Origin of the sequence: Rhizobium sp. M10 (assembly GCF_002531955.1) — a bacterium.
GTDB classification, from domain to species: Bacteria; Pseudomonadota; Alphaproteobacteria; order Rhizobiales; family Rhizobiaceae; genus Rhizobium; species Rhizobium etli_C.
In genome coordinates this window covers 1-24,035 of the sequence record NZ_NWTA01000013.1, presented here as the reverse complement: position 1 = coordinate 24,035, position 24,035 = coordinate 1, and the positions used below count along the sequence as shown (strand labels likewise).

Sequence of the window (24,035 nt, the reverse complement as noted above, 5' to 3'; positions counted from 1 at the left end):
GTCGCCATGCGCCGCTCTGCAGCGGCGCAAAGCTGCGCAGGGCCACGACAGGTGGAGCGCCCGTCGCATTGCATGGAGAACTAGGATCATGACGCAGGAACATAGCAATCCTAAACCTTCCAGGCTTCGACTGCAGAGACAGCCTCTGCCAGAATTGTTGCCTTGGTCCAATGGAGCGCGGCTTAATCACCACGCTTCACGAGACATTCATCGCCACGGTACCGGTGAACGGACATGCGCAACACCTGCTCTTAAGGGCAATCATACGGACACGAAGACCCGCCTTTGGGGTAGATGCCGGCTCGGAGATTAGCCGCACCATCGCCTTTGGGTGGAGAGAAGGTGCATTAGGCGTAGCCCGCCCCTCCCTAGGACAGGTTGACTGCGGATGTGGCCGGATGATTGCTTGAAAGCAGCGCAGCCACGCGGGCCGACACCTGTCGTTTGATCTGCCGCGATCAACAGTCGCTTATCTGTTCAACTCAGTCGGAACGGATGATGAGAGTAGATAGCCTCAGAACTGCCAGTGGACCCGCCATTAGTTGGCGGGCCATCGAATGCTGGGGCGCCGCCATATCCCTGTTTTTCCAGGCGGGCGCTTTTCTGCCGCTTATCCTGGCAGATCCGGACGGATCGCTCAGCGAATCTGCGAAATCTATACTGCGGCTTCCGTGCTTTCCCGTATACGTTTTTACACTCGTGGTCCTGGTGCGCAATTTTCCGCAATTTCTGACAGCGCTCAGGCGAAATCTGCTTGTTCCCCTCATCCTTATCCTGCCGTTCTTGTCCACCCTCTGGTCAATCGGACCTCCAACAAGCTTGAGGCGGGCAATCGGCCTTTTCTTTTGTGTGCTTCTTTCCTACGTCCTGGCGATACGTTTCACGCCAAGGCAACTGCTGTTCCTGTTATTTGTGACCCTTGGAGCCTGCAACGTCCTCAGTGTCGTTATTGCCGTGACGTCGCCAAGTCTCGCCTTGATGCCGGATGGTGCCATGCGGGGCGTCTTCATTCACAAGAACGTGCTGGGTTGGTACGCGTCCTTGATGACCTTGGTGGCGACGGCCGTGCTGCTTGACGGAACGCTCGGCCTTCGGCGAACCGCGCTGGTCATGCTGGCGGCGGGGATTATCTGCCTTGCAGGCTCCGGATCGATGACCGCGATCATTGCAACGTCAGTGTGCTATTGCCTGATCGGATTTTATACGCTGTTGCAAAGAAGCAGCAGCGTTGGCCGCGTCGTCATCGTCCTGTCTTTCGTTCAGCTGTCTCTCGGCATTCTGATTTCGCTGCACGAATTTCTGGTTCCGGCCCTCGAAGCGCTCGGAAAGGACGCGACTTTGACGGGTCGGGTGCCGTTGTGGGAACTGGTTGACCGCGAAATATCCGATCGTTGGATGCTCGGCTACGGATACCAGGCTTTCTGGACAACCGTGAACCCGCAAGCGACGCAAATGTGGCTAAAGATCGGCTGGGCGGCGCCCCATGCGCATAACGGATATCGCGATATCTTGTTGAGCTTTGGAGTTGTGGGAATGATCCCATTTGTTCTGATGCTTCTCCATGCGATCCGCCAAGGGGCGGTCCTTCAATGCCGCGATCCGCAGTACGGATGGCTTTGGCTCAACGTCCTGACGATCATGATTTTGGTGATGAATCTGACCGAGAGTTCCTTCTTCGTTCAGAATGACACCATGTTCATCCTGTTCACCGCAGCGATCATCATGTTTTCGCTGTACGCGCCTGTCGTGTCGGTCAGCCATGCGCCACCTTGGCAGGTGCCTTCGCGCGGCTTTACGACCGGGTTGCAGATATCGTGAGCCGGCCTTTCGGACTGATCCTGAGCATTTTGCCTGTGATGCTCTTTCCGAACTCCGGCAATCCCGCTCCAGGCGCGAGGGATTTGGATGCGCCCGAGCGCCTGCAGATCCTCATAAGGGAGGCGACCTGCGCGGAAGCTTCCGCGCCTTGGTCAGCCAAATTGAATGGGACTTCCTTAAGCGACGCATTGAGCAGCAGCACCGCGGCGCGGACGATATTTTACGTTTCTCCCGATGGAAAAGACACCTGGAGCGGCCTGCTCCCGACCGCAAACCAGCAGGGGGGCGACGGTCCATTCGCCAGCATTGAAAGAGCCCGTGATGCTGCCCGTGAGAAGGGCGGTCCCACCGCGATCGCACTGGGTAAAGGCGATTACTACCTCACTCAGCCGATCGTCTTCGACGCCCGCGATACGGGTTTGGTCCTCACAGCCAGATGCAATGAAGCGCCGGTTTTGCATGGCGGGCCACGCGTGGGCAGCTGGGCGCAGCAGTCCGATGGCCGCTGGACCGCGCTGCTGAAATTGCCGCCGGATGAAGGCGTCGGTGACCTGTTCCTCAATGGCGTACGGCAAACTCGCGCTCGATTCCCCGACGCACCCGCTGATGGCGATCCGCGCAAGGGGTGGTTATTCGCCGCAAAGTGCAAGCCCGCAATCGATATATGGGATGGAAACACGCGCTTTTGCTTCCATGCCGGCGATCTTCCGGATGTGGTTGATGCCGGTGGGCTGGTCGTGAACATTGTTGGAGGGTATCGACCTGGAACCCAGTGGGGTAACGATACGCTGCCGGTTGTATCGATCGATGGCGCAGGCCGTACAGTTTTCACCAAGGGCACAGGCTTTTTCTTTACCGCAGAAGGCAGCCGCTACTTCCTCACCGGAGCCAAGGCCCTGCTCGATGCTCCCGGAGAGTGGTGGTACGGCCTTGCCGCGGGCGAGCTTCACTATATCCCTGTCGATCAGTCGTTCCCCGATTCAGTTGTCGTTGCGGGCGTTCTGCCGACATTTCTAAAGTTGGATGGCGCCAATGGGATGGTTGTATCGGGGCTTGAGATTAGAGATGGAGCGCCTGAAGGCAGCGGCAAATTTTATACGGATACGAGAGGATTTGGCGCGATCCGGATCGAACACGCCGATGGTGTCAAAATCCTCGGCAACAATATCGAGAATGTCGGCGTCGGGATCCATGTGACGGAAAGCAAGGACGCGTTGATCGCCGGCAACGTGATCGCGGATGTGGCTGGCAACGGGATTTACGTCGGCACCAATTATGGCACCTTCGGCAAGTCGGACGGGTCCAGAATCCTTTCAAACCACATCCATGACATCGGAAAGGTTTACATCGAGACCGCCGGAATATGGTTCCAGGCGGCCGACAATGTCAGGATCGCCGACAACCGGATCGAAAACACGGCGCAGTTCGGGATCGCCGGCGGTTCGCTGTGGGGTTCCAATGACGCGGTCTATAACGCCGTCATCGAGCACAATGTGGTCCGTAACGCCAACCAACAGACTGCCGATGGCGGCGCCATCAAGATGATGGGCGAGCAGGCCGACCCGTTGAACAGCATCATCCGCTCCAATCTCGTGACCGGGACCGGTCACCTCATGAACAGGGCCGACGGCACGTTCTGGCCTCCCGGATATGAAAACACCAGCGAATGGCCGTCTCCGATCAGCTGGGCAATCTACACGGATGGGAAGGCGAGCGGGCTGCGCATCGAAGGAAATTCGCTCTCGGACAACGTATCGGCGATCGGCATCAACGGCGGCTGGAGCAACCTGGTGACGGGAAACGTCATCACAGGCGGATCGGGCGCGGCTTTTCGCGTTGATGACGGTACCGGCAGGGGCTGGCACCCGCCCTGGGCACGCCCAAATCGTATCGAGAGCAATGTCGTGTCGATCGACAGTAGCAATGGGCTTGCAGCATATGTCCATGCTCCGGACCACGGGGCCGGATATGTGCAATTCGCGCGTAACCGCTACATCGGCAATTTGAGCAGCCAGAGCTTCCGAGTAGATCCTGAAATCATGCGGTCCGGAGAGTTTGGCAGTCTGGAGGATCTTCAGAAGGCCGGGGCGGACACGGGAAGCGTAGTCGCGCCAGAGTAACAAGGGGCACCGCCACCAACGGTGTTCTGTGGCGATTAAGTCCGGCGCCGCGGCAACTTGTACTGCCGATCAAGGATAGTGGTGCCTGCTGCAGGCAAGAGCATCGACGAGTGGAGCGTGACGATCGAACCGAAGGCTCGCCAGCCGGCGCCGCCATCTCCCCTATCGGTTCACCATGTCTCTCTTCCCGGCTTGTTCGTGCTCAATCCTAACCATCTTCGCTCGCACGGAACGATATCTTCTGCGGCTCTGCTCGGGTCAAAGCGCAATTTCGGGGCGGCGTTCATCATAAGGAGCAACGTGGCAAGCTATGGGGTACGCAGACTTACTTCGAATATTGTACGTCATCTCGGCATAAGACGTAAACGAAAAGACTATTCTACGTCCAATAGCTGGAGCGGCAAGTATGGAGGCAATCGGTCTACCAGGATATTCTGATGACAGTTTCGGTCGCGAAAGCGCAGGTCATGAGAAAGCAATCAGCAGACAGCAGCCAAACTTCAGTTCTCCATCCGAAGGGCTCCTTGGGGTGGACGAATGTCCTTGGTGTTCGCATTTCGGCAGTCAATCTCAAAAGCGCGACCGGACTTATTCAAGACGCGATCGAAGACGGCAGGAAGGAATATGTGTGCGTTCGCGACGCGCACGGCATCGTCCGATGCCAGGACGATGCCGAGCTTCGGTCGATCCATAACCGGGCGTTCCTCGTGACCCCTGACGGCATGCCGTTGGTATGGGCATTGAAACGTGCCGGCCATTTGGAGAGCGACCGGGTCTACGGACCTGACCTGATGCTATCCGTTTTCGACGCCGGCAGATCCAAAGGCGTGCGCCACTTCCTCTATGGCGCGACGACCGAGACGCTGGAGCAGTTGCAAGCGCGCCTTCTCGCAAGATTCCCGGAAGCGCAGATCGTCGGCTGCTACGCACCGCCTTTTCATCAATTGTCGCTGCAGGAAGAGACGGATATTGCGGAGCGGATCAATCGGTCAGGCGCGGATATTATCTGGGTCGGTCTGAGCAGCCCCAAGCAGGAGCTCTGGATGGCTCGCATGCGCGATCGTCTTGATGCATCGATGCTCATCGGTGTCGGCGCTGCATTCGACTTCCACGCCGGCCTGAAGCGACAGGCTCCCAGGATCATTCAAAGAAGCGGCTTCGAATGGGTGTTTCGTCTTCTGTGCGAGCCGCGACGGCTGTGGCGGCGCTATGCGCTCGTCGTGCCGACCTTCATCTCACTGACAGCATTCCAGAGACTGGGACTTCGGAAATTTCCCATCGAAGACGAGGTTTTTGGATCGAGCGCGCCAAAAGCAGTAGCTGTAAAGGTGTAAAGCCATCATGTCCCTACTAGCGTCGATATCCGACCTGCCGAAGGCAATCACCCCAAATGATGTGGCCACGCGAACGGGTCCGGCAAATTCTGTCCCGCCGATGGCAAACGCCACGCCGGGCGCTGCGTTCGGCAAGGGGCTAAGGCTGAATATACCAGCTCCACTCGGACGCAGGGCACCTCGGCTTGCTACGTCGTCGATCTTGGTTGCCGGCGACATCGCGAGCTATCTCATCGCCTACTCTCTTCTTTTGCTGTTTCTTCCATACGGTTCGGAGAACATGCTGCTGGAGCGTGCTTGCGCACTCGCAGCACTGGCAGCGATCATCCTCTATGCGTCGAGCGCGCTCTATCCTGGCTATCGGATCCACGACCACGAACATCTGCGCCGCCGCACGATGGCGTCTGTCAAGGTGGCTGTCATTGCGGCGCTTGGGGCAATCCTGCTACCGGAAGGGACGCGACTGCTGCTTCCCCTTTTTGGGTTTCTTGGCCTCGGGTTGATTGTTCAGCCTGCCATGCATGGGGTTGCCCGTGGTCTGTCGCGCAGACTCGGTGTCTGGGGAGAGCGGGCGGTGATCATCGGGAGCCGCAACCGTATCCCCGCGCTCATCGCGCATTTCAAAGACCATTGGCAGTATGGCATTCGGCCGGAATCCTGCTCCCTCGACATTTCGGACCCATCACCCGATGACCGCCCATCGATTGCCTTGATCGCCGATGATACGGGCTCACACATCGCCGAGTTGGCGACGTTGCGTCAGACGTTCGCCGAAGTCATCCTTCTCTCCGACACGCCGAACGTCAAAGTGGCCGGATTGCGACCGGCGGAGATCGGCGGCGAGATCGGTGTTCGCTTGGCGAGCAGCGGGGGGGCGGCAAACTCGAACCTGGTGCGTCGCGCCCTCGATCTGGCGATCGCCATCCCCGCAGTGCTGGTGCTTATGCCCGTCATTCTCATTGCTGCTGCGGCGATCTATGCCATCGATCCGGGGCCGGTTTTCTTCAGGCACGCCAGGGAAGGTTTGTTTGGCAAGCCGGTTCACGTCCTGAAGCTCAGGACGATGTACCGAGATGCGGAACAACGCCTCGAAGCGTTGTTCCGAGACAATCCAGCCGCACAAGCCGAATGGTCCACTCACTTCAAGCTTCGGGAGGATCCGCGCGTCTTGCCGGTGATCGGACATCTCCTTCGCGCATCGAGCATCGATGAGCTCCCGCAGCTGGTGAATATCATTGCGGGGGAAATGGCCTTCGTGGGACCCCGTCCGTTTCCGGAGTATCACCTCTCGGCGATGGATAGCGATTTTCGTGACAAGCGCCGTTCGGTCATACCGGGCCTGACAGGCCTCTGGCAGATATCCGAACGAAGCGATGCGAACATCGAGCTGCAGCAGCAACTCGACGGGTTCTACATCGATAACCGGTCCTTGTGGTTCGACTGGCACATCCTTCTCAGCACAATTCCTGCGGTCTTGAAGGGCAAGGGAGCCTGCTGACCGGTTTCTCGTCCTGCGCGCAATCATCAACAATGGAGCACATCAATGCACGGACACAAGCGAGTTTTGGTTACCGGTGGCACCGGATTTCTGGGATCATTCCTGTGCGAAAGGCTTTTGCGAGAGGGCAATGACGTCCTCTGCGTGGACAACTACTACACCGGTTCGCGCGACAATGTGCTGCATCTCCTTGACGATCCTCGCTTTGAGGTGCTCCGTCATGACATTACCTTCCCGCTTTATGTGGAGGTCGACGAGATCTACAACCTCGCCTGTCCGGCATCTCCGGTCCACTATCAGCACGACCCCGTGCAGACGGTGAAGACCAATGTGCACGGTGCCATCAATATGCTCGGCCTGGCCAAACGCACCAAGGCGAAGATCTTCCAGGCATCGACGAGCGAAGTTTATGGCGATCCGGCCGTCCACCCCCAGCCCGAGGAGTATCGAGGCAGCGTTAATCCCATCGGTCCGCGGGCATGTTATGACGAAGGCAAGCGGTGCGCCGAGACGCTGTTCTTCGACTATCATCGTCAATACGGCGTCGAAATCAGGGTGGCGCGGATCTTCAATACCTATGGGCCGCGCATGCAGACCAATGACGGCCGCGTCGTCTCCAATTTCATCGTTCAGGCACTTCAAAACGAGCCGATCACCATCTTCGGCAACGGCACGCAGACGCGCTCGTTCTGCTATGTAGACGATCTGATCGAGGGCTTCATCCGCCTGATGGGTGCGCCCGCCGGTGTTACCGGTCCGATCAATCTCGGTAACCCGGGAGAATTCCAGGTCCGGGAACTGGCCGAAATGGTCATCGAGATGACGGGATCGAAATCAAGCATCGTCTACAATCCTTTGCCGATCGACGATCCGACGCAGCGAAAGCCCGACATTTCCCGCGCAACGCAGGACCTCGGCTGGCAGCCGACGGTGAATCTGCGTGAAGGTCTTGAGAAAACGATTGCATATTTCGAGTGGAAGCTTTCAGGCGGAGGCAAGAGCATGGCCGGCGCCCGGGCCCAGCGAACGGGTTACGCCCATCTGACTACCCCAGCCGTCGGCCTTCCTGTTCAGGAAGCCGCAGCAATCCGGCCATGAACGGCAACGTCGATCATTACAAGGCGAAGCTCTCTTTCGATGGGATATGCCGGAAACATGAATGTGCGTAGCGTACCAACAGGAGTCGCCCCTGCGGGCACAAAACAGCGGTTAGGCCCCATCGTCTTTGCGGTCGATGCGGCCTACGCCGTCCCCTTGGCGACCGCCCTTAGATCGGTCGCCGAGAATAACCAGAGCGCATGGCCCCTGGACATCCATGTCATTCATGAGGGCATAGGCGAAGAAACAAAGCGACGGATCTTTGAATCTCTACCGGCAAGTTCTGCCGTCATTCAGTGGCATCCCATCGCCACATTGTCCTTCGCAAGCGGATTTTCCACGCGCCCCGGCGTTTCCAGGATGACTTTTGCAAGGATCCTTCTGCCGCAGTTCCTTCCGCAGACCTGCGACCGGGCTCTGTATCTGGATGGCGACATCCTGGTGCTGACTGCGCTTGAACAGTTATGGAATACCGACCTCGGCGACGCGGTGATCGGCGCGGTACCCGATTACTGGCTGGATAGCGCTGCGCGCAACGGACCAGGTGCAACAGGGGGCGCTCGGGTCAAACGGTATTTCAACGCCGGCATTCTCCTTATCGACCTTGCAAAATGGCGAAACGAGCGAATATCGGAACGATCGCTGGATTATCTTGAGCGCTTTCCGACGACGGAATATTCCGACCAGGACGCTCTCAACGTTGCCTGCGACGGAAAGTGGAAGATCTTGGACCGGGCGTGGAATTTTCAATTCGAGCCGATGCGGGCGATCGCCGGCATCGCGCTCGAGCAGAAGCCCGCCATCGTTCATTTCGTGACCAATGTGAAGCCTTGGAAAACAGGAAGCTTGAGCCCGAACGTCGCCTTTTACGACACGTTTCGGTCCCGGACCCGTTTTGCCCTTACACGTTGGGGGCGCCTTCAGAGCAGTTTGAAGCGTGCAGGCTCCCGGCTGCTTGCCCGATCCGCTTTGTTGAGAGCTGCATGGTCCTACACGAAAGCGGCTGTGCGGGCGCACGCCTCAACGTCCGTGCATAAAGCAAAGTGAAGCCGAAAGACAGGCTGCGGAGGAACAAGCGTGCAACGCGTTGATGTCGTCATTCCCTGCTACAACTACGCTCATTTCCTAGAGGAATGTGTTGAAAGTGTTCTTACGCAAGCGGGCGTCGATGTGCGGGTACTTATTCTGGATGACTGCTCGCCAGACAATACGCCGGAAGTCGGAATGGCTCTGGCATCCCGGGACAGCCGGGTCACCTATCGGCGGCACGCGGCAAACAAGGGCCACATCGCCACCTACAATGAGGGAATCGAGTGGGCAGGCGGCGATTTATTCCTGCTTCTCTCCGCGGACGACTATCTCTTGCCCGGTGCGCTCGGCCGCGCTTCGGAACTGATGCGCGATCATCCGGATGTCGGGTTTACGTTCGGCAACGCCCTCATTGCCGAGCCGAGTGGCGCCATAACCAAGCGCGTCGATCCTCTCGGCTCCCACGGCGTGCCCGCGACGCAGGTCTTTTCCGGTCCGCAATTCATGCGGTTGAGCGGAGCCAACAACCTGGTGCCGACACCGACCGCCGTCGTAAGAACGACGCTGCAAAAACAGGTCGGCGGCTATAATAAGGAACTGCCGCATGCCGGTGACATGGAGATGTGGCTGCGGCTCGCATCACATGCCGGAGTGGGTTACATTAACAAAGTTCAAGCAGTGTACCGCAGACATGCTTCAAACATGTCGCTACAATACTATGGACAAACTATCCTTCCCGATCTCCGGCAAAGACAACAGGCTTTTGATATTCTGTTTCGCCAAGGCGCCGATAGCCTCAGGCAAGATGAGAAATTAAGACGTTTTCTTGCCAGAGATCTCGGAAAACAGGCGCTTCGGCAGGCTGGCCTGGCATTCAACAATTTCGATGTCGCCACAGCCGTGGCTATTCAACGCTTTGCTCTTGAGGTTTGCCCCGAAGTCAGAAATTCATTGCCCTGGGTCAAGTTGGTCTGCAAGCGGGCCATCGGGCCGAAGTATTGGTGCGCCTTGAATTCTATCGGGCGACGAGTCGCAGGATGAGCAGAGATCAACGGGTCCCTGAAACACAAAACCCGGTGACGCATGCGCGTCACCGGGTGAGTTGGGCAGTAACAGCTTGCAAGTTACGAAGATATTCCCTGCTGTTGGTATCAGCATAACGTCTTTGCGCTCATGCCAGACATACCATCCTGGAACAAGTCGTTGAGCTTGAATACAACTTCCGTTCTGTTGGTTGCCTTGACCTTTTTCATGATGTTGCGGACATGCACCTTGACGGTGCTTTCTCGCAGATTGAGCTCATAGGCAATGATCTTGTTCGCCTTGCCGCGCCGCAGGGCTGCGACGACTTCGGCCTGACGATCTGTGAAGATCCCAGCCAGCGGCTGGGCTGTCGAGCTGCTCGACTGCAGCAGGTGACGCATGGCGAACAGCGCGCTTGCGGGCACAAAAAGTCCACCTGCTACCGATAGCGCGATCAGTTCCATGCAAACGCTAATGCTGACGGAGGCCGGTATGTAGCCTTTGGCTCCGCAGTCGATCGCCCTGACGATCTGGGCGAAATCGTCACTATCAGACAGTATGATGACCGGCGTCGAGACAAATTCGGAGGAAAGGCTCTTGATCTGCTCCGAAACGGCAGGCTCGTCTACCATCTTTCCGCCGACATTCAAGAGGATTGCCGAAAGCGGAGGATATTCTTCGCGCTTCTGCTTCCACTCCTCAATCGATCCGAACGCCAGAATCTGGAAGTCTTCCGTGTGGGCGGCCATGCATTGCGCAAGGCAATGCCGATCAAGTTCCCTCCTGTCGAGAATGACAAGGGAGTGCTTCGGACTGCCCGGTCGGACAAGCACCGCCGAACCGTTTTCTATTTCTAGGGGAAGTGTTATATTTTCCTGCCTATGGTTTATGTTTATTGAATCCAACGCCTTATCCTCCTAGTCTTTTTCCACGCGTACACAAAGTCGAACATTTAACTCCCCTCGCAGAAAGGAGAGTTTGGTTAACAAAAGTGCTAATTTATTACCACAGTTCTGGGGTTGTCACACTAATTAATAGTGGTTACGCCTGCACCTTTGTTCCATGATTGGCTATCAATAGATCAACTTTTGAAACTGATCAATATATTTCTAAGCAATTTGCATGTCGGTTTGTGACATTACTATATATATTCAATGAAGCTCGCCAAACATAGCCAATCAATGCCCCGTGTTTGATGTAGGGGCAGGATCGGCCACTGGCGGACGGCCGCTGCTGTCGAGCGATGGCCATAGACGTTCGCGATCCTCGTCATCCGATTTTCGTAAGCATATACGCCTTTTGGTGAATAAGCTTCGACGTATTGTTTCTTTACTAAGAGGGCGAAAACAATTCTCTTTGGAGGCAGAGAAATATTTGCTCTGTTGAAATGAAATCTTGCGCATTCATACGATTGTGACCGGTTTCCAGATCAGGGCCTGTTTGAGTAGGGGACGAGCCGGGATGATTGCATCGAACGTCAAGCTGGATGACAGCTGCGTTATTCACCATCGAGATCTTGTGAATCTCTACGGCTGCACGATTGGCGCGGGAACGCGCATCGGCACCTTCGTTGAAATCCAGAAGAACGTCACCGTCGGAAAAGACTGCAAAATCTCCAGCCATTCCTTCCTCTGCGAAGGAGTGACGCTGGAGGACGGCGTTTTTATCGGCCACGGCGTGATGTTCACCAATGACACTTACCCGCGTGCCGTCAATGCGGACGGCAGCCTGCAGACCGAAGCCGACTGGGTCGTCATTCCCACGCTGGTCAAGCGCCACGCGTCGATCGGCAGCAACGCCACCATTCTGCCTGGCGTGACCATCGGAGAGGCCGCCCAAGTCGGCGCCGGCGCTGTTGTGACGAAGGACGTGCCTGACGGCGCAATAGTTGCCGGCGTTCCGGCCAGGATCACCGGTCACGTGCATGACCGGTCAGTAAACATGCAAGCGTTTGGAGGAATGCGATGATCGGCATTGCTGTTGTTGGATATGGCTATTGGGGCCCGAACCTGGTTCGCAATATTTCAGAGGCGGGCGGCGCACAGCTCATTTCAGTCTGCGATCTCAATGTCGAACGGCTGGCGGCGGTGAAGAGCCGCTATCCAGCAGTGACGATCACCGACAAATTCGAAGAAGTCCTGCGCGATCCGAGAGTGGATGCGATCGCCATCGCGACGCCGGTCTCCACCCATTTCAAGCTGGCAATGCAGGCTATGATGGCCGGAAAGCATGTCTTCGTCGAAAAGCCGATGGCATCGACGACGGAGGAAGCCTCGCGAATGGTCGAAGAAGCAGCGCGGCGACGCCTCGTGCTCGCCGTCGATCATACCTTCGTCCACACCGGCGCCGTCCGCAAAATGCGCGAACTGGTCGAAAGCGGCTTGGGCGACATGTATTACTATGACTCGGTTCGCGTTAATCTGGGGCTGTTCCAGCATGATGTGAGCGTCATCTGGGATCTCGCCGTGCACGACCTGTCCATCCTGGACCATGTCCTGCAGGAAAGGCCGGTCGCGGTTTCCGCGACGGGAATGAGCCATGTCCTCGGCGAACCGGAGAACATCGCCTATCTGACGCTCTTCTTCGAAAGCAAGCTCATCGCCCACATCCACGTCAATTGGCTGGCGCCCGTCAAGGTGCGCCGCACGCTGATCGGCGGCAGCAATAAGATGATCGTCTATGACGATCTGGAGCCCAGCGAGAAGATCAAGGTCTACGACAAGGGCATCACCATGTGCCCCAACTCTGATGCATATGGCGAGAAGGTCCATCAGATGCTGGTGGGATACCGCAGCGGCGACATGTGGGCGCCGAAGCTCGATATGACAGAGGCGTTGAAACGCGAACTGGATCAGTTCGTCGATTGCATCGAGCAGAATTCGCGGCCGATCACGGATGGCCAGGCAGGCCTGCGTGTCGTCCGCATCCTGGAAGCCGCAAGCCGGTCGCTCGCTCAGCGCGGTCGCATCATCGAGCTCGAAGAGGCGAGGCTTATTGCATGATCCCGTTCCTCGACATCAAGGCACAATATCAATCGATCAAGGGTGAGATCGACGCCGCCGTGCTTGGCGTTCTCGCCTCCGGGCAATACGTGCTGGGCGAAGAGGTTCTGCGCTTCGAGCAGGAATTCGCCGACTATTGCGACGTCAAGCATGCAATAGCCGTCAACACCGGGACGAGCGCGCTGCATCTCGCTCTGCTTGCCGCAGGCATCGGCCCCGGCGACGAAGTCATCACGGTGCCCTTCACCTTCGTCGCGACCGTGTCGGCAATCTGCTACGCAGGCGCACGGCCGGTGTTCGTCGATGTCGAGCCCGTGACGCTCACAATGGATCCGGCTGAGATCGAGGCGAAGATAACCTCGCGGACCAAGGCCATCATCCCCGTCCACCTCTACGGTCAGATGGCCGATATGGACGCGATCAAGGCGATTGCCGATCGCCACGGCATCCCCGTCATCGAAGACGCCTGCCAGGCCCATGGAGCGCTATATAAGGGCCGGCGTGCCGGCAGCATCGGCGTATCGGGATGTTTCAGCTTCTATCCGGGCAAGAACCTCGGCGCCTGCGGCGAGGGAGGCCTGGTGGTCACCGATAACGACGACCACGCCAAGACGATGCGTATGCTGCGCGACTGGGGTCAGGAACAGCGCTATCACCATCTTCTGAAGGGGTTCAACTATCGCATGGACGCCATTCAAGGAGCCATCCTGCGCGTGAAGCTCCGGCACCTGGAGGACTGGACGGAGGCGCGCCGCGCTCATGCGCGCCGTTATTCGTCGCTGCTGGCCGGATTGGCGCATTTGAAGCTACCCGCCGAAACCGCCGACCGGCGTCACGTCTACCACGTCTATGCCGTCAGGAGCGCCGATCGCGAGGGACTCCAGCGTATGCTCAGCGCCGAGGGCATACCCTCGGGATTACACTACCCCATTCCCGTTCATCTGCAGAAGGCTCATGCCGATCTTGGTTACCGGGCCGGCGATTTCCCCGTCTCGGAAGCCGCGGCACGCGAGGTGCTCTCCTTGCCGATCTATCCCGAGATGCCATCGCGGCATATCGACCAGGTCGCGGCCGCCCTGGAGTATGCCTATGTCAGCTAGTCATGCAGGCGGGGCCCGGATCGTGCAGGCGGTCCACGGTCGCCATGAGCGGCCGGCAGATCCGGCTTATCAAGCGGGGCTTGTCGAAGAGCTCAGGCAATCATATGGGCGCGCCGGCCTGATCGAACTCTACGGTCGTTTTGCGACCGGGGACGGCCCTGTCGACACCCTAATGCGAAAGGCAATCTGGCAGGCGATCGCGCGGAGCTGCGGCACCGGATTGCAGGTTGCTGGCGGCGCCGGTTTCAAACATCCGGAAACATTCGAAATCGGTGATGGCGTATTCATCGGCGCCCAGGCCTATATCCAGGGACGCTTCGACGGAACCTGCAGGATCGGCAACAATGTCTGGATCGGCCCGATGGCCTATTTCGACGCCCGCGATCTGGTGATCGAGGATTCCGTCGGATGGGGACCTGGCGCCAAGGTGCTGGGATCGACCCACACGGCACTGCCGGTCGATGTCCCGATCATTCGCACGGATCTTGAAATCAGGCCGGTCCGCATCGGCGCGGAGGCCGATATCGGAACGAATGCGACCATCCTTCCCGGCGTGACGATCGGGAAGGGGGCGATCGTTGGAGCGGGAGCAGTCGTCGTCTCGGACGTCGAGCCCTTCTCGGTTGTCGCGGGAGTGCCTGCAAAATTTATTCGTTGGCGTTCGGAGAATGATCCGATGACGAACATGTCGCGTGAGGAAAGATCATGAGAAATAAACGGGTGCTCATTACCGGCGGTGCCGGTCTGATCGGTTCGCATATTGCCGATCTTGTCGCATTGGAAAAACCTCGCGAGATCATCATCCTCGACAATTTCGTGCGCGGGCGCCGGGACAATCTCAGCTCGGCAATAGGCAGCGCGCCCCTTAACATCATCGACGGAGATATCCGCGACAGGGCACTGCTGGCGAAAGCCTTCGACGGCGTCGATATCGTCTTTCATCAGGCGGCCATCCGCATAACCCAATGCGCCGAAGAGCCACGACTGGCTTTCGAAGTCCTGGCCGAAGGAACGTTCAATGTTCTCGAAGCTGCCGTCAAGGCGGGTGTTTCGAAGGTCGTCGCGGCCTCTTCCGCCTCCGTGCTGGGGCTTGCCGAAAGCTTTCCGACGACCGAAGAACATCATCCCTACAATAACCGGACGATCTACGGCGCGGCAAAGACCTTCAACGAGGGATTGCTGCGCAGCTTCGCGGACATGTATGGCCTACGCTATGTCGCGCTGCGCTATTTCAACGTCTACGGGCCACGAATGGACGTTTACGGCGCCTACACCGAAGTGCTGATCCGCTGGATGGAACGCCTAGCAGCCGGAATGCCGCCGCTTGTCTATGGCGACGGCAGCCAAACGATGGACTTCGTCGATGCACGCGACATCGCCCGGGCAAACCTGCTGGCGGCAAAGAGTGACGTTACCGACGAGGTGTTCAACGTCGCGAGCGGTCGGGAAATAAGCCTGCTGCAACTCGCGCAGATGTTGAGCGACATCATGGGATCCTCACTCGAGCCGCAACACAAAGAGGCGCGCGCGGTCAATGGCGTAACCCGTCGTCTTGCTGATATCAGCAAGGCCGAAAGGCTTCTGGGCTTCAAGGCGGAAATCTCGATGGAGCAGGGGCTTCGTGACCTTGTCGCGTGGTGGCAGTCGAAGACTGCTGCGGCCGGAGGTCAAGCTGCATGAGCCCGTCATTATCCACAATCCCCGTCGCCAAACCCGTGCTCGGAGAGGAAGAGGCTGAGGCTGCGCGCCGCGTTATTCTATCGGGATGGGTGACCCAGGGGCCGGAAGTCGCCGCTTTCGAGCGTGAATTCTCAGCCTTTGTCGGCGCGGCACACGCCTGTGCCGTATCCAACTGCACGACTGCGCTGCATTTGGCCCTGATGGCGGTCGGCGTAAGCGCCGGCGACGAGGTCATCACGGTCAGCCATTCGTTTATCGCAACCGCGAACGCCATTCGATATTGCAATGCGGTGCCTGTATTTGTCGACATCGAGGCCGATGGCTACAACATCGATCCCAGCCTGATCGAAACGGCCATCACGCCCCGCACCAAGGCAATCCTGTGTGTGCATCAGCTTGGGATGCCTTGTGATCTGCGGCCTGTCGTCGAGATCGGCAAGCGCCACGGGGTCCCGGTCATCGAAGATGCGGCCTGCGCGACGGGAAGCGAAATCCTTTGGGACGGCCGCTGGGAAAAGATCGGCAAGCCGCATGGCGACATTGCCTGCTTCTCCTTCCACCCGAGAAAGGTCGTCACGACGGGCGATGGCGGCATGTTGACCACGGCCAATGCCGAATATGACCGGAAATTCCGGCTGTGGCGCCAGCATGGCATGAGCGTCACCGATGCCGTCCGCCACGGCTCGAAGCAGGTGATTTTCGAGGATTATGACGAGCTGGGCTACAATTACCGGATGACCGACCTTCAGGCCGCCGTCGGACGCGAGCAGCTGCGGCGGCTGCCGGAGTTGGTTGCCCAGCGCCGGCTGCTTGCTGAGCAATATTGCGAACGTCTGTCGACGATTTCAGGGCTTTCTCTGCCGGCCGAGCCGGGCTGGGCGCGGAGCAACTGGCAGAGCTTCTGCGTGAGGTTGTCCGACACGGTCGACCAGCGGGCCGTCATGCAGAGTCTGCTCGACCAGGGCATCTCGACCCGGCGTGGTGTGATGAACATTCACCTGGAGGGAGCCTATTCCGGTGAGCGCACCCACCGCGCTGCCACGAGCCTGACGCGAAGCACATCTGCGCAGCAGCAAACGATTATCCTGCCGCTTTACGCCCAGATGACGGCGTCTGACATGGACCGGGTTGTTGAGGCACTTCGCGCAGCCCTTGCGGAAGCGACCGTCGGAGCCGCCGGCGATCAACGTGCCATGGATGTCGCAGTCGCCTGAACCGGCATTTGCCCGACACGATAAATCTGCATAACCAACAATGCGCGTATCTGCGGATGCGCGCATTGCTCGTTATGCGGATTTCGTGATCCAGCCGCGGATGATTGCCGGCACGGACTCCGGCGGGAGCAGGTCGATCAGCATACGCAGCGAATAGAGCCCGCAGATAATGACGGCGACGAAGCCGATCATCGTCGCCGGCCAGAGCGGCACGATCGAGAACATCAGGAACACCAGTCCCGATGCGGGCAGGAAAAGCAGCGCGTGTCTGCGATTGGCGGCGGACCAGCGAAAACCGGTCAGTGTCCGCACGATCACGTAGATCAGGATGCTGTGCCAGACATAAAGGCCGAAAAACGCCATGCCGGCCCCTTGGGTGCCGAGCAGCGATACCAAGAGCCAGGCAAGCCCGACATGCACGACCGCCGCTGCAACTTCCGTCCAGAAGAAAATCGCCTGGGTATGCTTGGCAACGACGATGAAACCCATCGGCCAGGAAATAATCCGCAGCATCATGCCAAGGCAGATCCAGCGCAGAAGATCGACTGCGCCATGAAAATCTGCCGAATAGAACAGGTTCATCATGAGCGGCGCGAGCGTCAGCGTTCCGAGCAGGCCGGGGCCAGCGAGCAGCATGCTGATTTCCGCCTGTTCATTGACCAGCCGATTGCATTCGGCATTGTTGTCGGCTGCCGCGGTCAGGCGCGGATAAAAATCCGTTCCCATCGCCTGCAGGATGAAGCCGGCATAGAGACCGCCGAGGCCCCACGCCGCCTGGTACAATCCAGCCGCCATGACGCCGCCCTCCTTCAGCACGATGAGGCGGACGGCATAAGCCGCACCGAAGGTCAGGAGCCCGCTCGCCATGAAGACGAATCCGAGCCTTAGCAGTGCAGACACTTCCCGGCCGAACTGGCGCGTGGGCATTGGCGAGGGATGCGGTGAGATCCGCCGGCTGTACCACCAGGTCGGAAGGATTGAAGCCGCCGCAATCACCACGAGGGACGGGGCGATCGCCTGCAGGCCGAACAGATAGATCAGCGGGATGCTGACGGCCGTGCCGAAAAACCCGGCGAGCACGTTGATGCGGGCAAGATCGGCAATGCCCCGCAGGCCCTGGATCAGTGCTGTCTGCCCTGCAGAGACCAGCCGAAAGAAGATTGCCAATGACAGCAATGCAATGCCGCCGGCATGCTGGTAGTCGCCGAAAGTGAAATTCGAGACGGGAAATGCCAGGGCGGCGAGAAGGAGCGCACCGAGCAGTCCGAGCACCATCGATATGCGCCTCAGCACTGTTGCCGATCGTGCGATCCTTTCCGCGTCATCGGTGCCTGCAGCTTCGGCAATCTGGCGCACGCCGCTGCTGCCCACGCCGAGCCCGGCAATCGCCTGGGCGATGTCGAGGATCGACCCGTAAAGGCCCATCAGTCCCACGCCTTCCGGCCCAAGCATGACAGCCATGGCTTTGTTTCTGATAATGCCGAGCGCAACGTTGACGAGGGAAGAGCCACCCATCAGCATCGTCGATTTGAGGATCTGGGTGTAGGTCGGGCTGCTGGGCGGGATCATCCTCAACGTCATCGAAAGCCCCAGCCGTTTACCCCGGGCCGACGTTCAATCGCCCGCCGCGGGCTCGATTGCAGCACATGCTTTTCGCTGATCACCGGCTTGCCTGACTGACATGCGCCTCTGTCTGAACAGGCAGCGCAGCGTCGTCTTTGGATGGTGCATCGGCGAAGCGGGCCCGGGTGACCCTGACCACGTCGCCCGGCGCCAGTTCCGTCGTTTCGGAGGCCGGGAACTGATTGACCTCACCCTTGTGGCGCCGGCTGACACTGAACGTCAGCGGCAGTTCGTCGCTGCGGTTCATTACGCTCGCGCCGTTCGACACTTCTTCGAGAAGCAGTTGTTGCGTGGTGTCGCGCTTCAGTTTGAGCTGATCGAGATTGGCCTTCTCCGCCTGCACCTCGGAAGCGTTGTCGCTGCGGCGATTGTCGGAAAGTCCCTCGAGATTGCGCGTCGTCTCATTGATCGCCTGGCGACCCCGCATGATGGCGGTGACGAGGTCGAGCCGGTCGGAGCGATAGGTGGTCAGCAATCGTTCCAGATCCATCTGGCGTGAGGTGATCGTCAGGCCCTTCTGGACCAGCGTCCTCACGCTCGTCAGCTGGTCCTCGACCGACTGGATGTTGTCGTCCGAGCCTTTCAGCTTTTCTTCCAGCGTCTCGATTTCCGCGTTCAAGAGATTGCGCAATTCGACGAGGGCCACCGACTGTTTGTCCAGCGCGCTTGCACGGGCCTGAAAAATGACCCGCTCCTCCTGGTAGATACTCTCGGCATATTGCCGGTCGGCAGCGGGCGGTTGATCGAAGACGATCTCCTTGGCGCCGGTCATCTCCGCTTGCAGCCGCGCGAGCTTTGCCGCACTGCGCAGCAGCGCGTGGTCGATTTCGCGCAGATCGCCGGCAAGCTTGATCGTCTCCGATTGCTGCTGCGCCGCAGCCCGCAACGGGCCGCCGCTCATGGCGAGCGATTGCAGGACGCTCAAGCCGGAGTGAAACTTGTATTCTCCCGGCGCCATCACGTCTCCGACGACGTAAATGGAGGGATAGTTGAGGATATCGATAGTCACGGCAGGTGCCTGGGCCAGACCCATCTTCGCCTGAAGGCGCTTGCCGATCTCGTTGGTGAGGCCCTCATTGTCCAGATTTCCAACCGCCAGCGACCCTAGAAAGGGCAGGGAGACTATGCCTGCATCCGAAACCGTATATTCGCCGCCAATCCCATCCCATCGTTCAAACTGGCCCTTGGACGGTATCCATTGCACGACCGTCAGGCGGATCTTCGTTTGTGGAGTCAAGGGGGAGCTGTCGGCGAGAGCTGGCGGTACAGCTCCGGCAAGAAAGACGAGTGCACTGATGACGAACGTCGCGCGAAAGAACGCGCGCGGGGTGCGGTGCGAAAGATTGATATACATGGCTCGCCTGCAAAACATTCTTACACGGACGCTGATACGATGCCTGAACGCTGTTCGAACGCCGGACGCGAAGTCCGACGCTGCATCGCCAGTGTGCAGTCTGGCGAAGCCTTGAGGAAGGTGGAGGTCGTTTGCTTTGCCACATCAATATTGATGAGGTGGGGAGGTGCTTCAGGCTAAATTGGGTAGAAACATATATCCTCGGCGCGACGCGAAGCTATAGACCGGGGAAAATCAACAGGTTCTGCACGCAGGAATAGGCGGGCTCGCTTTGAGGAGCCGCAACCTTGCCGGCAGCGCCTTTCTGCTCGGATCGTCGTTTTTGCCGGATGATGACCGGCGGCGTCGCCACTGCCGCGGCTTCGAGCCTGCACAGGGCGCGCTGAACTTCGCCCTGGTGCCTCTGATCCAGCGCCTCAGCGGGAAGCGAGGCCGTTTGCCCAAAGGATGCCGCCAGTAGAGCGAAAGGCGTAGGACATACCCGGGTGTTTTTCGACTACAATTCAGGGCCGCATGCCGAACGATTCTTATAGATTCGGTCCCGTTAATCACGCGAGAGGTGCCGGCCATGTATCGCAACGCTCGTCGGTGGACGTCGCGCTCACTCCTGGTGGATTCGTTGATTCCTCGGTGGTTGGCCGCCGGCGAAAAGGGAAAGCCACGCAAGCCTGCCGAAAGGCGCGCGGATAGTGCGCAACTTGCGGCATCCTCGCAAACAGCGGATGGAAACAAGTATGATGGCACGCTCGTCGACGATCCCAACAATAAGCCGGCGCTCAACGAGCACGACGCTGAACATCGGACGGGCGTGATCGCCGATCCGGACGGTCAGGACAGTATCGCTCACCCACTGCCGGCCTTGTCCAACGCTTTCGCAGCAAATGGCGAGACGGGGGACCGGCAAGGCGACACGGTTGCGTCGCGGTTGTTCGCCCATGCGCCGGGTTTTGCAGGCTTCAACGTGAAGGCGAACGGGGTTGCATTCGGATATCAATCGCCGCCTTATCGCGCCTACGCTGGAATGAACCTCATCGGCGACGATCCTCTGGCTCCGTATCTGCCGCAAAGCCCCGCACCGACAGGTTCGGGGCACGAGTCTGCTTCGGTGGCGGGCGAGCGTGCGCAGTCGGGCAACGTCGTCATTCTCGAATCGAGCCCGTCAGCGCAGGCGAGCGCCCAGCATGCTGGAGCGAATTCACTGGCGTTCGGCATGCCCTTTGGTGTGTGCGGGTGCGGCTACTTTACGTCCCCCACGCGAATTCTCGATTGGGCGCATGGCGGCGCCATGCTCCAACAGGACGGGCAATTGCCGGGAACCAAGCTGACCGAAGGGCCGGACTTTGTGTCGACGGCCAAGCGGGCCATTGCCGCCTCGATCAGCGACCCGCTTCTCGATCGAAACCTGTCGCCCCTCTCGGGCTGGCGCGGAACGGCAAGTTGGACGGAAACAACGGCCTTGAACGGATCCTTGCCGGGCGGCGGTGAGACCGGAAAGGGCACCACCACGAAGGGTGTCGGCATCCTTTCCGGCTCGGTGACGACGTCACCGACGACACAGCGGTCGCTGACGACACAAAATCAGGCAGCCGCGGCCGCTGCGGCCAGCAACGCGATCGTCCTGGAAAATCAGAAGCCGGGTAATCCGGAAAGCGAGTGGGGCATCGTCGGTGCCGGTAGCTCCAACATCGAAGGGTTCGCGACCGATATCAGCGTCGACAACGGCAAGACGATCAGCTTCAAGATCAACACGAATTCCACCAACTACCGGATCGATATCTACCGGCTCGGCTATTATGGCGGCATGGGGGCCCGCAAGGTCGCGACCATGCAGCACACCGGTTTGCAGACCCAGCCCAATCCGTTGCGCAATGCCACCACGGGCACGGTGGACGCGGGGAACTGGGCTGTTTCGGCGTCGTGGACCGTACCTGAGGATGCCGTCTCGGGCGTCTATATCGCCAAGCTCGTGCGTCAGGATGGCACCTCCGGCTCAAATCATATCCCGTTCATCGTGCGTGACGACAGCAGCCAAAGCGACATCGTCTTCCAGACCGCCGACCAAACCTGGCAGGCCTACAACGGTTGGGGCGGCGCAAACTTCTATGGCGGCAACGGGCCGGCGACGGGGCAGGGTGCTGGTCGCGCTTATGCGGTCAGCTACAACAGACCGATTGCCACCCGCGGCGGGGTCGGCACTTTTGCCGGTCCGCAGGACTATCTGTTCGGCGCCGAATATGCGGGCATCTACTGGCTGGAGCAGAACGGCTACGATGTTTCGTACATGTCCGGTGTCGACGCCGACCGTTATGGCAGCCTGTTGCTCAATCACAAGACCTATATCGATGCCGGGCACGACGAATATTGGTCCGGCCAGCAACGCGCCAATGTCGAGGCCGCACGCGACGCGGGCGTCAACCTGCAGTTCTGGAGTGGCAACGAGGTCTATTGGCGCACCCGCTGGGGCAATGCCTATAGCGCCGACGCCACGCCCTATCGCACGCTGATCTCCTACAAGGAGACATGGTCGCCCAGCGCCAGCATCGACCCTTCCAACGAATGGACAGGCACCTTCCGCGATCCGCGTCTCAGCCCACCTGCGATCGGCGGCGGAAACCCGGAAAACTCACTGACCGGGCAGTTGTTCAAGGTCGACGATGTCGGCAACAATCTTCAGGCGATTACTATTCCCTATGACGACGCCAATCTGCGTTTCTGGCGCAATACGAGCGTCGCCAACCTTCAGCCCGGCCAGACGGCGACGCTCACCAAGAACTATCTTGGTTACGAGTGGGACGAAGCGGTCGATAACGGCTTCGATCCAGCCGGCCTCGTAAAGCTGTCATCGACGACGGTTCCGGTCAGCACCTATTTGCTCGATTACGGAAACACGACCGGCAATGGCGTCTCGACCCATAATCTGACACTCTATCGCGCTCCGAGCGGCGCGCTGGTGTTCGGCGCCGGCACCGTCTACTGGGCCTGGGGCCTGAGCGACAATCACGACCTCCAGGCGACGCCGACGGACCCGCGCGTGCAGCAGGCAATGGTCAATCTGCTCGCCGATATGGGCATTCAGCCGGGAACACTGCAATCCGGGCTCGTCGCCTCAACCGGTTCCACGGATAATGTTGCGCCGACCTCCGTCATTACGGTGCCCGCCACGGCGGCTGTTGGAACCACCGTCACGATTTCGGGTACCGCGGCTGACACGGGCGGCGGTGTCATCGCCGGTGTCGAGGTTTCGACCGACAACGGAGCGAGCTGGCATCCGGCGACAGGCGATGAGAACTGGACTTATAGTTGGTCGCCACAAGTGGCAGGCAGCTATACGATCCGTTCGCGGGCCGTCGACGACAGCATCAATCTCGAAACGCCTTCGGCGGGACGCACGGTCACCGTCAGCGGGCCGAATTACACGTCGCTCTTCGGTTCGGCGACGCCGGCGGTCGTCAACACCAACGATAGCTCAGCCGTCGAACTCGGCGTCAAATTCCAGACCTCCGTGGCAGGCACCGTCACCGGCATTCGCTTCTACAAGGGCGACCAGGATACCGGCACGCATACCGGTTCACTATGGTCGAGCACCGGCACGCGGCTTGCGACTCTCACCTTCACGAACGAGACCACCAGCGGCTGGCAGACTGCCTATTTCACCAGTCCGGTGTCACTGACGGCCGGACAAACCTACACTGCATCTTACCACACGAATACCGGTCACTATTCGACGACCACCAACTACTTCACCTCAAATGTGACCAGCGGTCCGTTGACGGCGCCGGCCAGCGGCAACGGCGTCTACCGCTATGGCAACAACAGCCTGTTCCCCTCGAGCACCTTCCAGTCGACAAACTATTGGGTCGATGTGATGTTCACGACGCCGAGCTCGAACAGGGCGCCGACGGCGGTTGCCGATGCGGGGAACGCGACGGAGAAGGGCGGGGTGGCCAATGGTTCGGGCGGTGTGGTTGCGAGCGGCAACGTGCTGACCAACGACACCGATCCGGATTCCGGTGATACCAAGACCGTTACGGCGGTGGTCTTCGGTGCGACGTCGGGCACGCTCGGTTCGGCGCTGAACGGCACCTATGGCAGTCTCGTGCTCAATGCATCGGGCGCCTACAGCTATGCGATCAACGAGAGCA

General features: G+C 59.2%; 18 protein-coding genes. 14 read left to right on the top strand and 4 right to left on the bottom strand.

Annotated features, from left to right (window positions below):
• Positions 1-498 precede the first annotated feature (498 nt).
• From CO671_RS20730 to CO671_RS20700, 7 genes are all read left to right on the top strand, one after another.
• Positions 499-1,818 (top strand): O-antigen ligase family protein, encoded by a 1,320-nt coding sequence (locus CO671_RS20730; RefSeq protein WP_097607505.1) that lies wholly within the window; start codon positions 499-501, stop codon positions 1,816-1,818.
• On the top strand, positions 1,815-3,938 hold the full coding sequence (locus CO671_RS20725) for a right-handed parallel beta-helix repeat-containing protein (RefSeq protein WP_097607504.1): 2,124 nt from the start codon (positions 1,815-1,817) through the stop codon (positions 3,936-3,938). Before CO671_RS20730 ends, CO671_RS20725 begins: the two co-directional genes overlap by 4 nt.
• 467 nt (positions 3,939-4,405) lie before the next feature.
• Positions 4,406-5,272, top strand: a complete 867-nt coding sequence (locus CO671_RS20720; protein WP_097607645.1) for a WecB/TagA/CpsF family glycosyltransferase — start codon at positions 4,406-4,408, stop codon at positions 5,270-5,272.
• A gap of 7 nt (positions 5,273-5,279) precedes the next feature.
• Positions 5,280-6,770, top strand: coding sequence for a sugar transferase (locus CO671_RS20715; protein WP_170965021.1), 1,491 nt, complete (start codon positions 5,280-5,282; stop codon positions 6,768-6,770).
• Positions 6,771-6,815: 45 nt separating this feature from the next.
• A complete protein-coding gene (locus tag CO671_RS20710) occupies positions 6,816-7,868 on the top strand; it encodes a UDP-glucuronic acid decarboxylase family protein (RefSeq protein ID WP_097607502.1) in 1,053 nt (350 codons plus the stop codon).
• A 57-nt stretch (positions 7,869-7,925) separates the two neighbouring features.
• Positions 7,926-8,915, top strand: a complete 990-nt coding sequence (locus CO671_RS20705; protein WP_097607644.1) for a glycosyltransferase family 8 protein — start codon at positions 7,926-7,928, stop codon at positions 8,913-8,915.
• A 30-nt stretch (positions 8,916-8,945) separates the two neighbouring features.
• On the top strand, positions 8,946-9,938 hold the full coding sequence (locus CO671_RS20700; protein ID WP_097607501.1) for a glycosyltransferase: 993 nt from the start codon (positions 8,946-8,948) through the stop codon (positions 9,936-9,938).
• Positions 9,939-10,048: 110 nt separating this feature from the next.
• Here CO671_RS20700 and CO671_RS20695 read toward each other — a convergent pair whose 3' ends face one another.
• The gene (locus tag CO671_RS20695; protein WP_097607500.1) at positions 10,049-10,825 is read right to left on the bottom strand and encodes a response regulator transcription factor; all 777 of its coding nucleotides are present in this window, start codon (positions 10,823-10,825) and stop codon (positions 10,049-10,051) included.
• Between the two features lie 556 nt (positions 10,826-11,381).
• Between CO671_RS20695 and CO671_RS20690 the strand changes: the two genes are divergently transcribed.
• The 6 genes from CO671_RS20690 to CO671_RS20665 are packed head-to-tail and all read left to right on the top strand — an operon-like array spanning position 11,382 to position 16,916.
• Positions 11,382-11,888, top strand: coding sequence for an acyltransferase (locus CO671_RS20690; protein ID WP_010028549.1), 507 nt, complete (start codon positions 11,382-11,384; stop codon positions 11,886-11,888).
• A complete protein-coding gene (locus CO671_RS20685) occupies positions 11,885-12,922 on the top strand; it encodes a Gfo/Idh/MocA family oxidoreductase (RefSeq protein WP_064685173.1) in 1,038 nt (345 codons plus the stop codon). Before CO671_RS20690 ends, CO671_RS20685 begins: the two co-directional genes overlap by 4 nt.
• Complete coding sequence (locus CO671_RS20680) at positions 12,919-14,022, top strand: DegT/DnrJ/EryC1/StrS family aminotransferase (protein WP_010029995.1); 1,104 nt, start codon at positions 12,919-12,921, stop codon at positions 14,020-14,022. Before CO671_RS20685 ends, CO671_RS20680 begins: the two co-directional genes overlap by 4 nt.
• The gene (locus tag CO671_RS20675; protein ID WP_097607499.1) at positions 14,012-14,731 is read left to right on the top strand and encodes an acyltransferase; all 720 of its coding nucleotides are present in this window, start codon (positions 14,012-14,014) and stop codon (positions 14,729-14,731) included. Before CO671_RS20680 ends, CO671_RS20675 begins: the two co-directional genes overlap by 11 nt.
• Complete coding sequence (locus tag CO671_RS20670) at positions 14,728-15,702, top strand: NAD-dependent epimerase/dehydratase family protein (protein WP_064685170.1); 975 nt, start codon at positions 14,728-14,730, stop codon at positions 15,700-15,702. Before CO671_RS20675 ends, CO671_RS20670 begins: the two co-directional genes overlap by 4 nt.
• Positions 15,699-16,916 (top strand): DegT/DnrJ/EryC1/StrS family aminotransferase, encoded by a 1,218-nt coding sequence (locus CO671_RS20665; RefSeq protein ID WP_097607498.1) that lies wholly within the window; start codon positions 15,699-15,701, stop codon positions 16,914-16,916. Before CO671_RS20670 ends, CO671_RS20665 begins: the two co-directional genes overlap by 4 nt.
• A 72-nt stretch (positions 16,917-16,988) precedes the next feature.
• Here CO671_RS20665 and CO671_RS20660 read toward each other — a convergent pair whose 3' ends face one another.
• The 3 genes from CO671_RS20660 to CO671_RS34270 form a co-directional block, all read right to left on the bottom strand.
• Entirely contained in the window at positions 16,989-18,497 is a 1,509-nt protein-coding gene (locus tag CO671_RS20660) for an O-antigen translocase (RefSeq protein WP_097607497.1), read from the bottom strand.
• A 79-nt stretch (positions 18,498-18,576) separates the two neighbouring features.
• A complete protein-coding gene (locus CO671_RS20655; RefSeq protein WP_097607496.1) occupies positions 18,577-19,893 on the bottom strand; it encodes an exopolysaccharide biosynthesis protein in 1,317 nt (438 codons plus the stop codon).
• Positions 19,894-20,494: 601 nt separating this feature from the next.
• Positions 20,495-20,740, bottom strand: coding sequence for a hypothetical protein (locus CO671_RS34270; protein WP_245425012.1), 246 nt, complete (start codon positions 20,738-20,740; stop codon positions 20,495-20,497).
• A gap of 258 nt (positions 20,741-20,998) precedes the next feature.
• Here CO671_RS34270 and CO671_RS20650 point away from each other — a divergent pair.
• The coding region (locus tag CO671_RS20650) for a N,N-dimethylformamidase beta subunit family domain-containing protein (protein WP_245425011.1) at positions 20,999-24,035 on the top strand (3,037 nt) is incomplete at its 3' end.

Excerpts from the sequence above, each read along its gene's own strand:
- CO671_RS20655 (WP_097607496.1), bottom strand. The coding sequence starts at position 19,893 with ATGTATATCAATCTTTCGCACCGCACCCCGCGCGCGTTCTTTCGCGCG.
- CO671_RS20665 (WP_097607498.1), top strand. The coding sequence starts at position 15,699 with ATGAGCCCGTCATTATCCACAATCCCCGTCGCCAAACCCGTGCTCGGA.
- CO671_RS20680 (WP_010029995.1), top strand. The coding sequence starts at position 12,919 with ATGATCCCGTTCCTCGACATCAAGGCACAATATCAATCGATCAAGGGT.
- CO671_RS20685 (WP_064685173.1), top strand. The coding sequence starts at position 11,885 with ATGATCGGCATTGCTGTTGTTGGATATGGCTATTGGGGCCCGAACCTG.
- CO671_RS20705 (WP_097607644.1), top strand. The coding sequence starts at position 7,926 with ATGAATGTGCGTAGCGTACCAACAGGAGTCGCCCCTGCGGGCACAAAA.
- CO671_RS20675 (WP_097607499.1), top strand. The coding sequence starts at position 14,012 with ATGTCAGCTAGTCATGCAGGCGGGGCCCGGATCGTGCAGGCGGTCCAC.
- CO671_RS20710 (WP_097607502.1), top strand. The coding sequence starts at position 6,816 with ATGCACGGACACAAGCGAGTTTTGGTTACCGGTGGCACCGGATTTCTG.
- CO671_RS20730 (WP_097607505.1), top strand. The coding sequence starts at position 499 with ATGAGAGTAGATAGCCTCAGAACTGCCAGTGGACCCGCCATTAGTTGG.
- CO671_RS20670 (WP_064685170.1), top strand. The coding sequence starts at position 14,728 with ATGAGAAATAAACGGGTGCTCATTACCGGCGGTGCCGGTCTGATCGGT.
- CO671_RS20660 (WP_097607497.1), bottom strand. The coding sequence starts at position 18,497 with ATGACGTTGAGGATGATCCCGCCCAGCAGCCCGACCTACACCCAGATC.
- CO671_RS20715 (WP_170965021.1), top strand. The coding sequence starts at position 5,280 with ATGTCCCTACTAGCGTCGATATCCGACCTGCCGAAGGCAATCACCCCA.
- CO671_RS20690 (WP_010028549.1), top strand. The coding sequence starts at position 11,382 with ATGATTGCATCGAACGTCAAGCTGGATGACAGCTGCGTTATTCACCAT.
- CO671_RS20720 (WP_097607645.1), top strand. The coding sequence starts at position 4,406 with ATGAGAAAGCAATCAGCAGACAGCAGCCAAACTTCAGTTCTCCATCCG.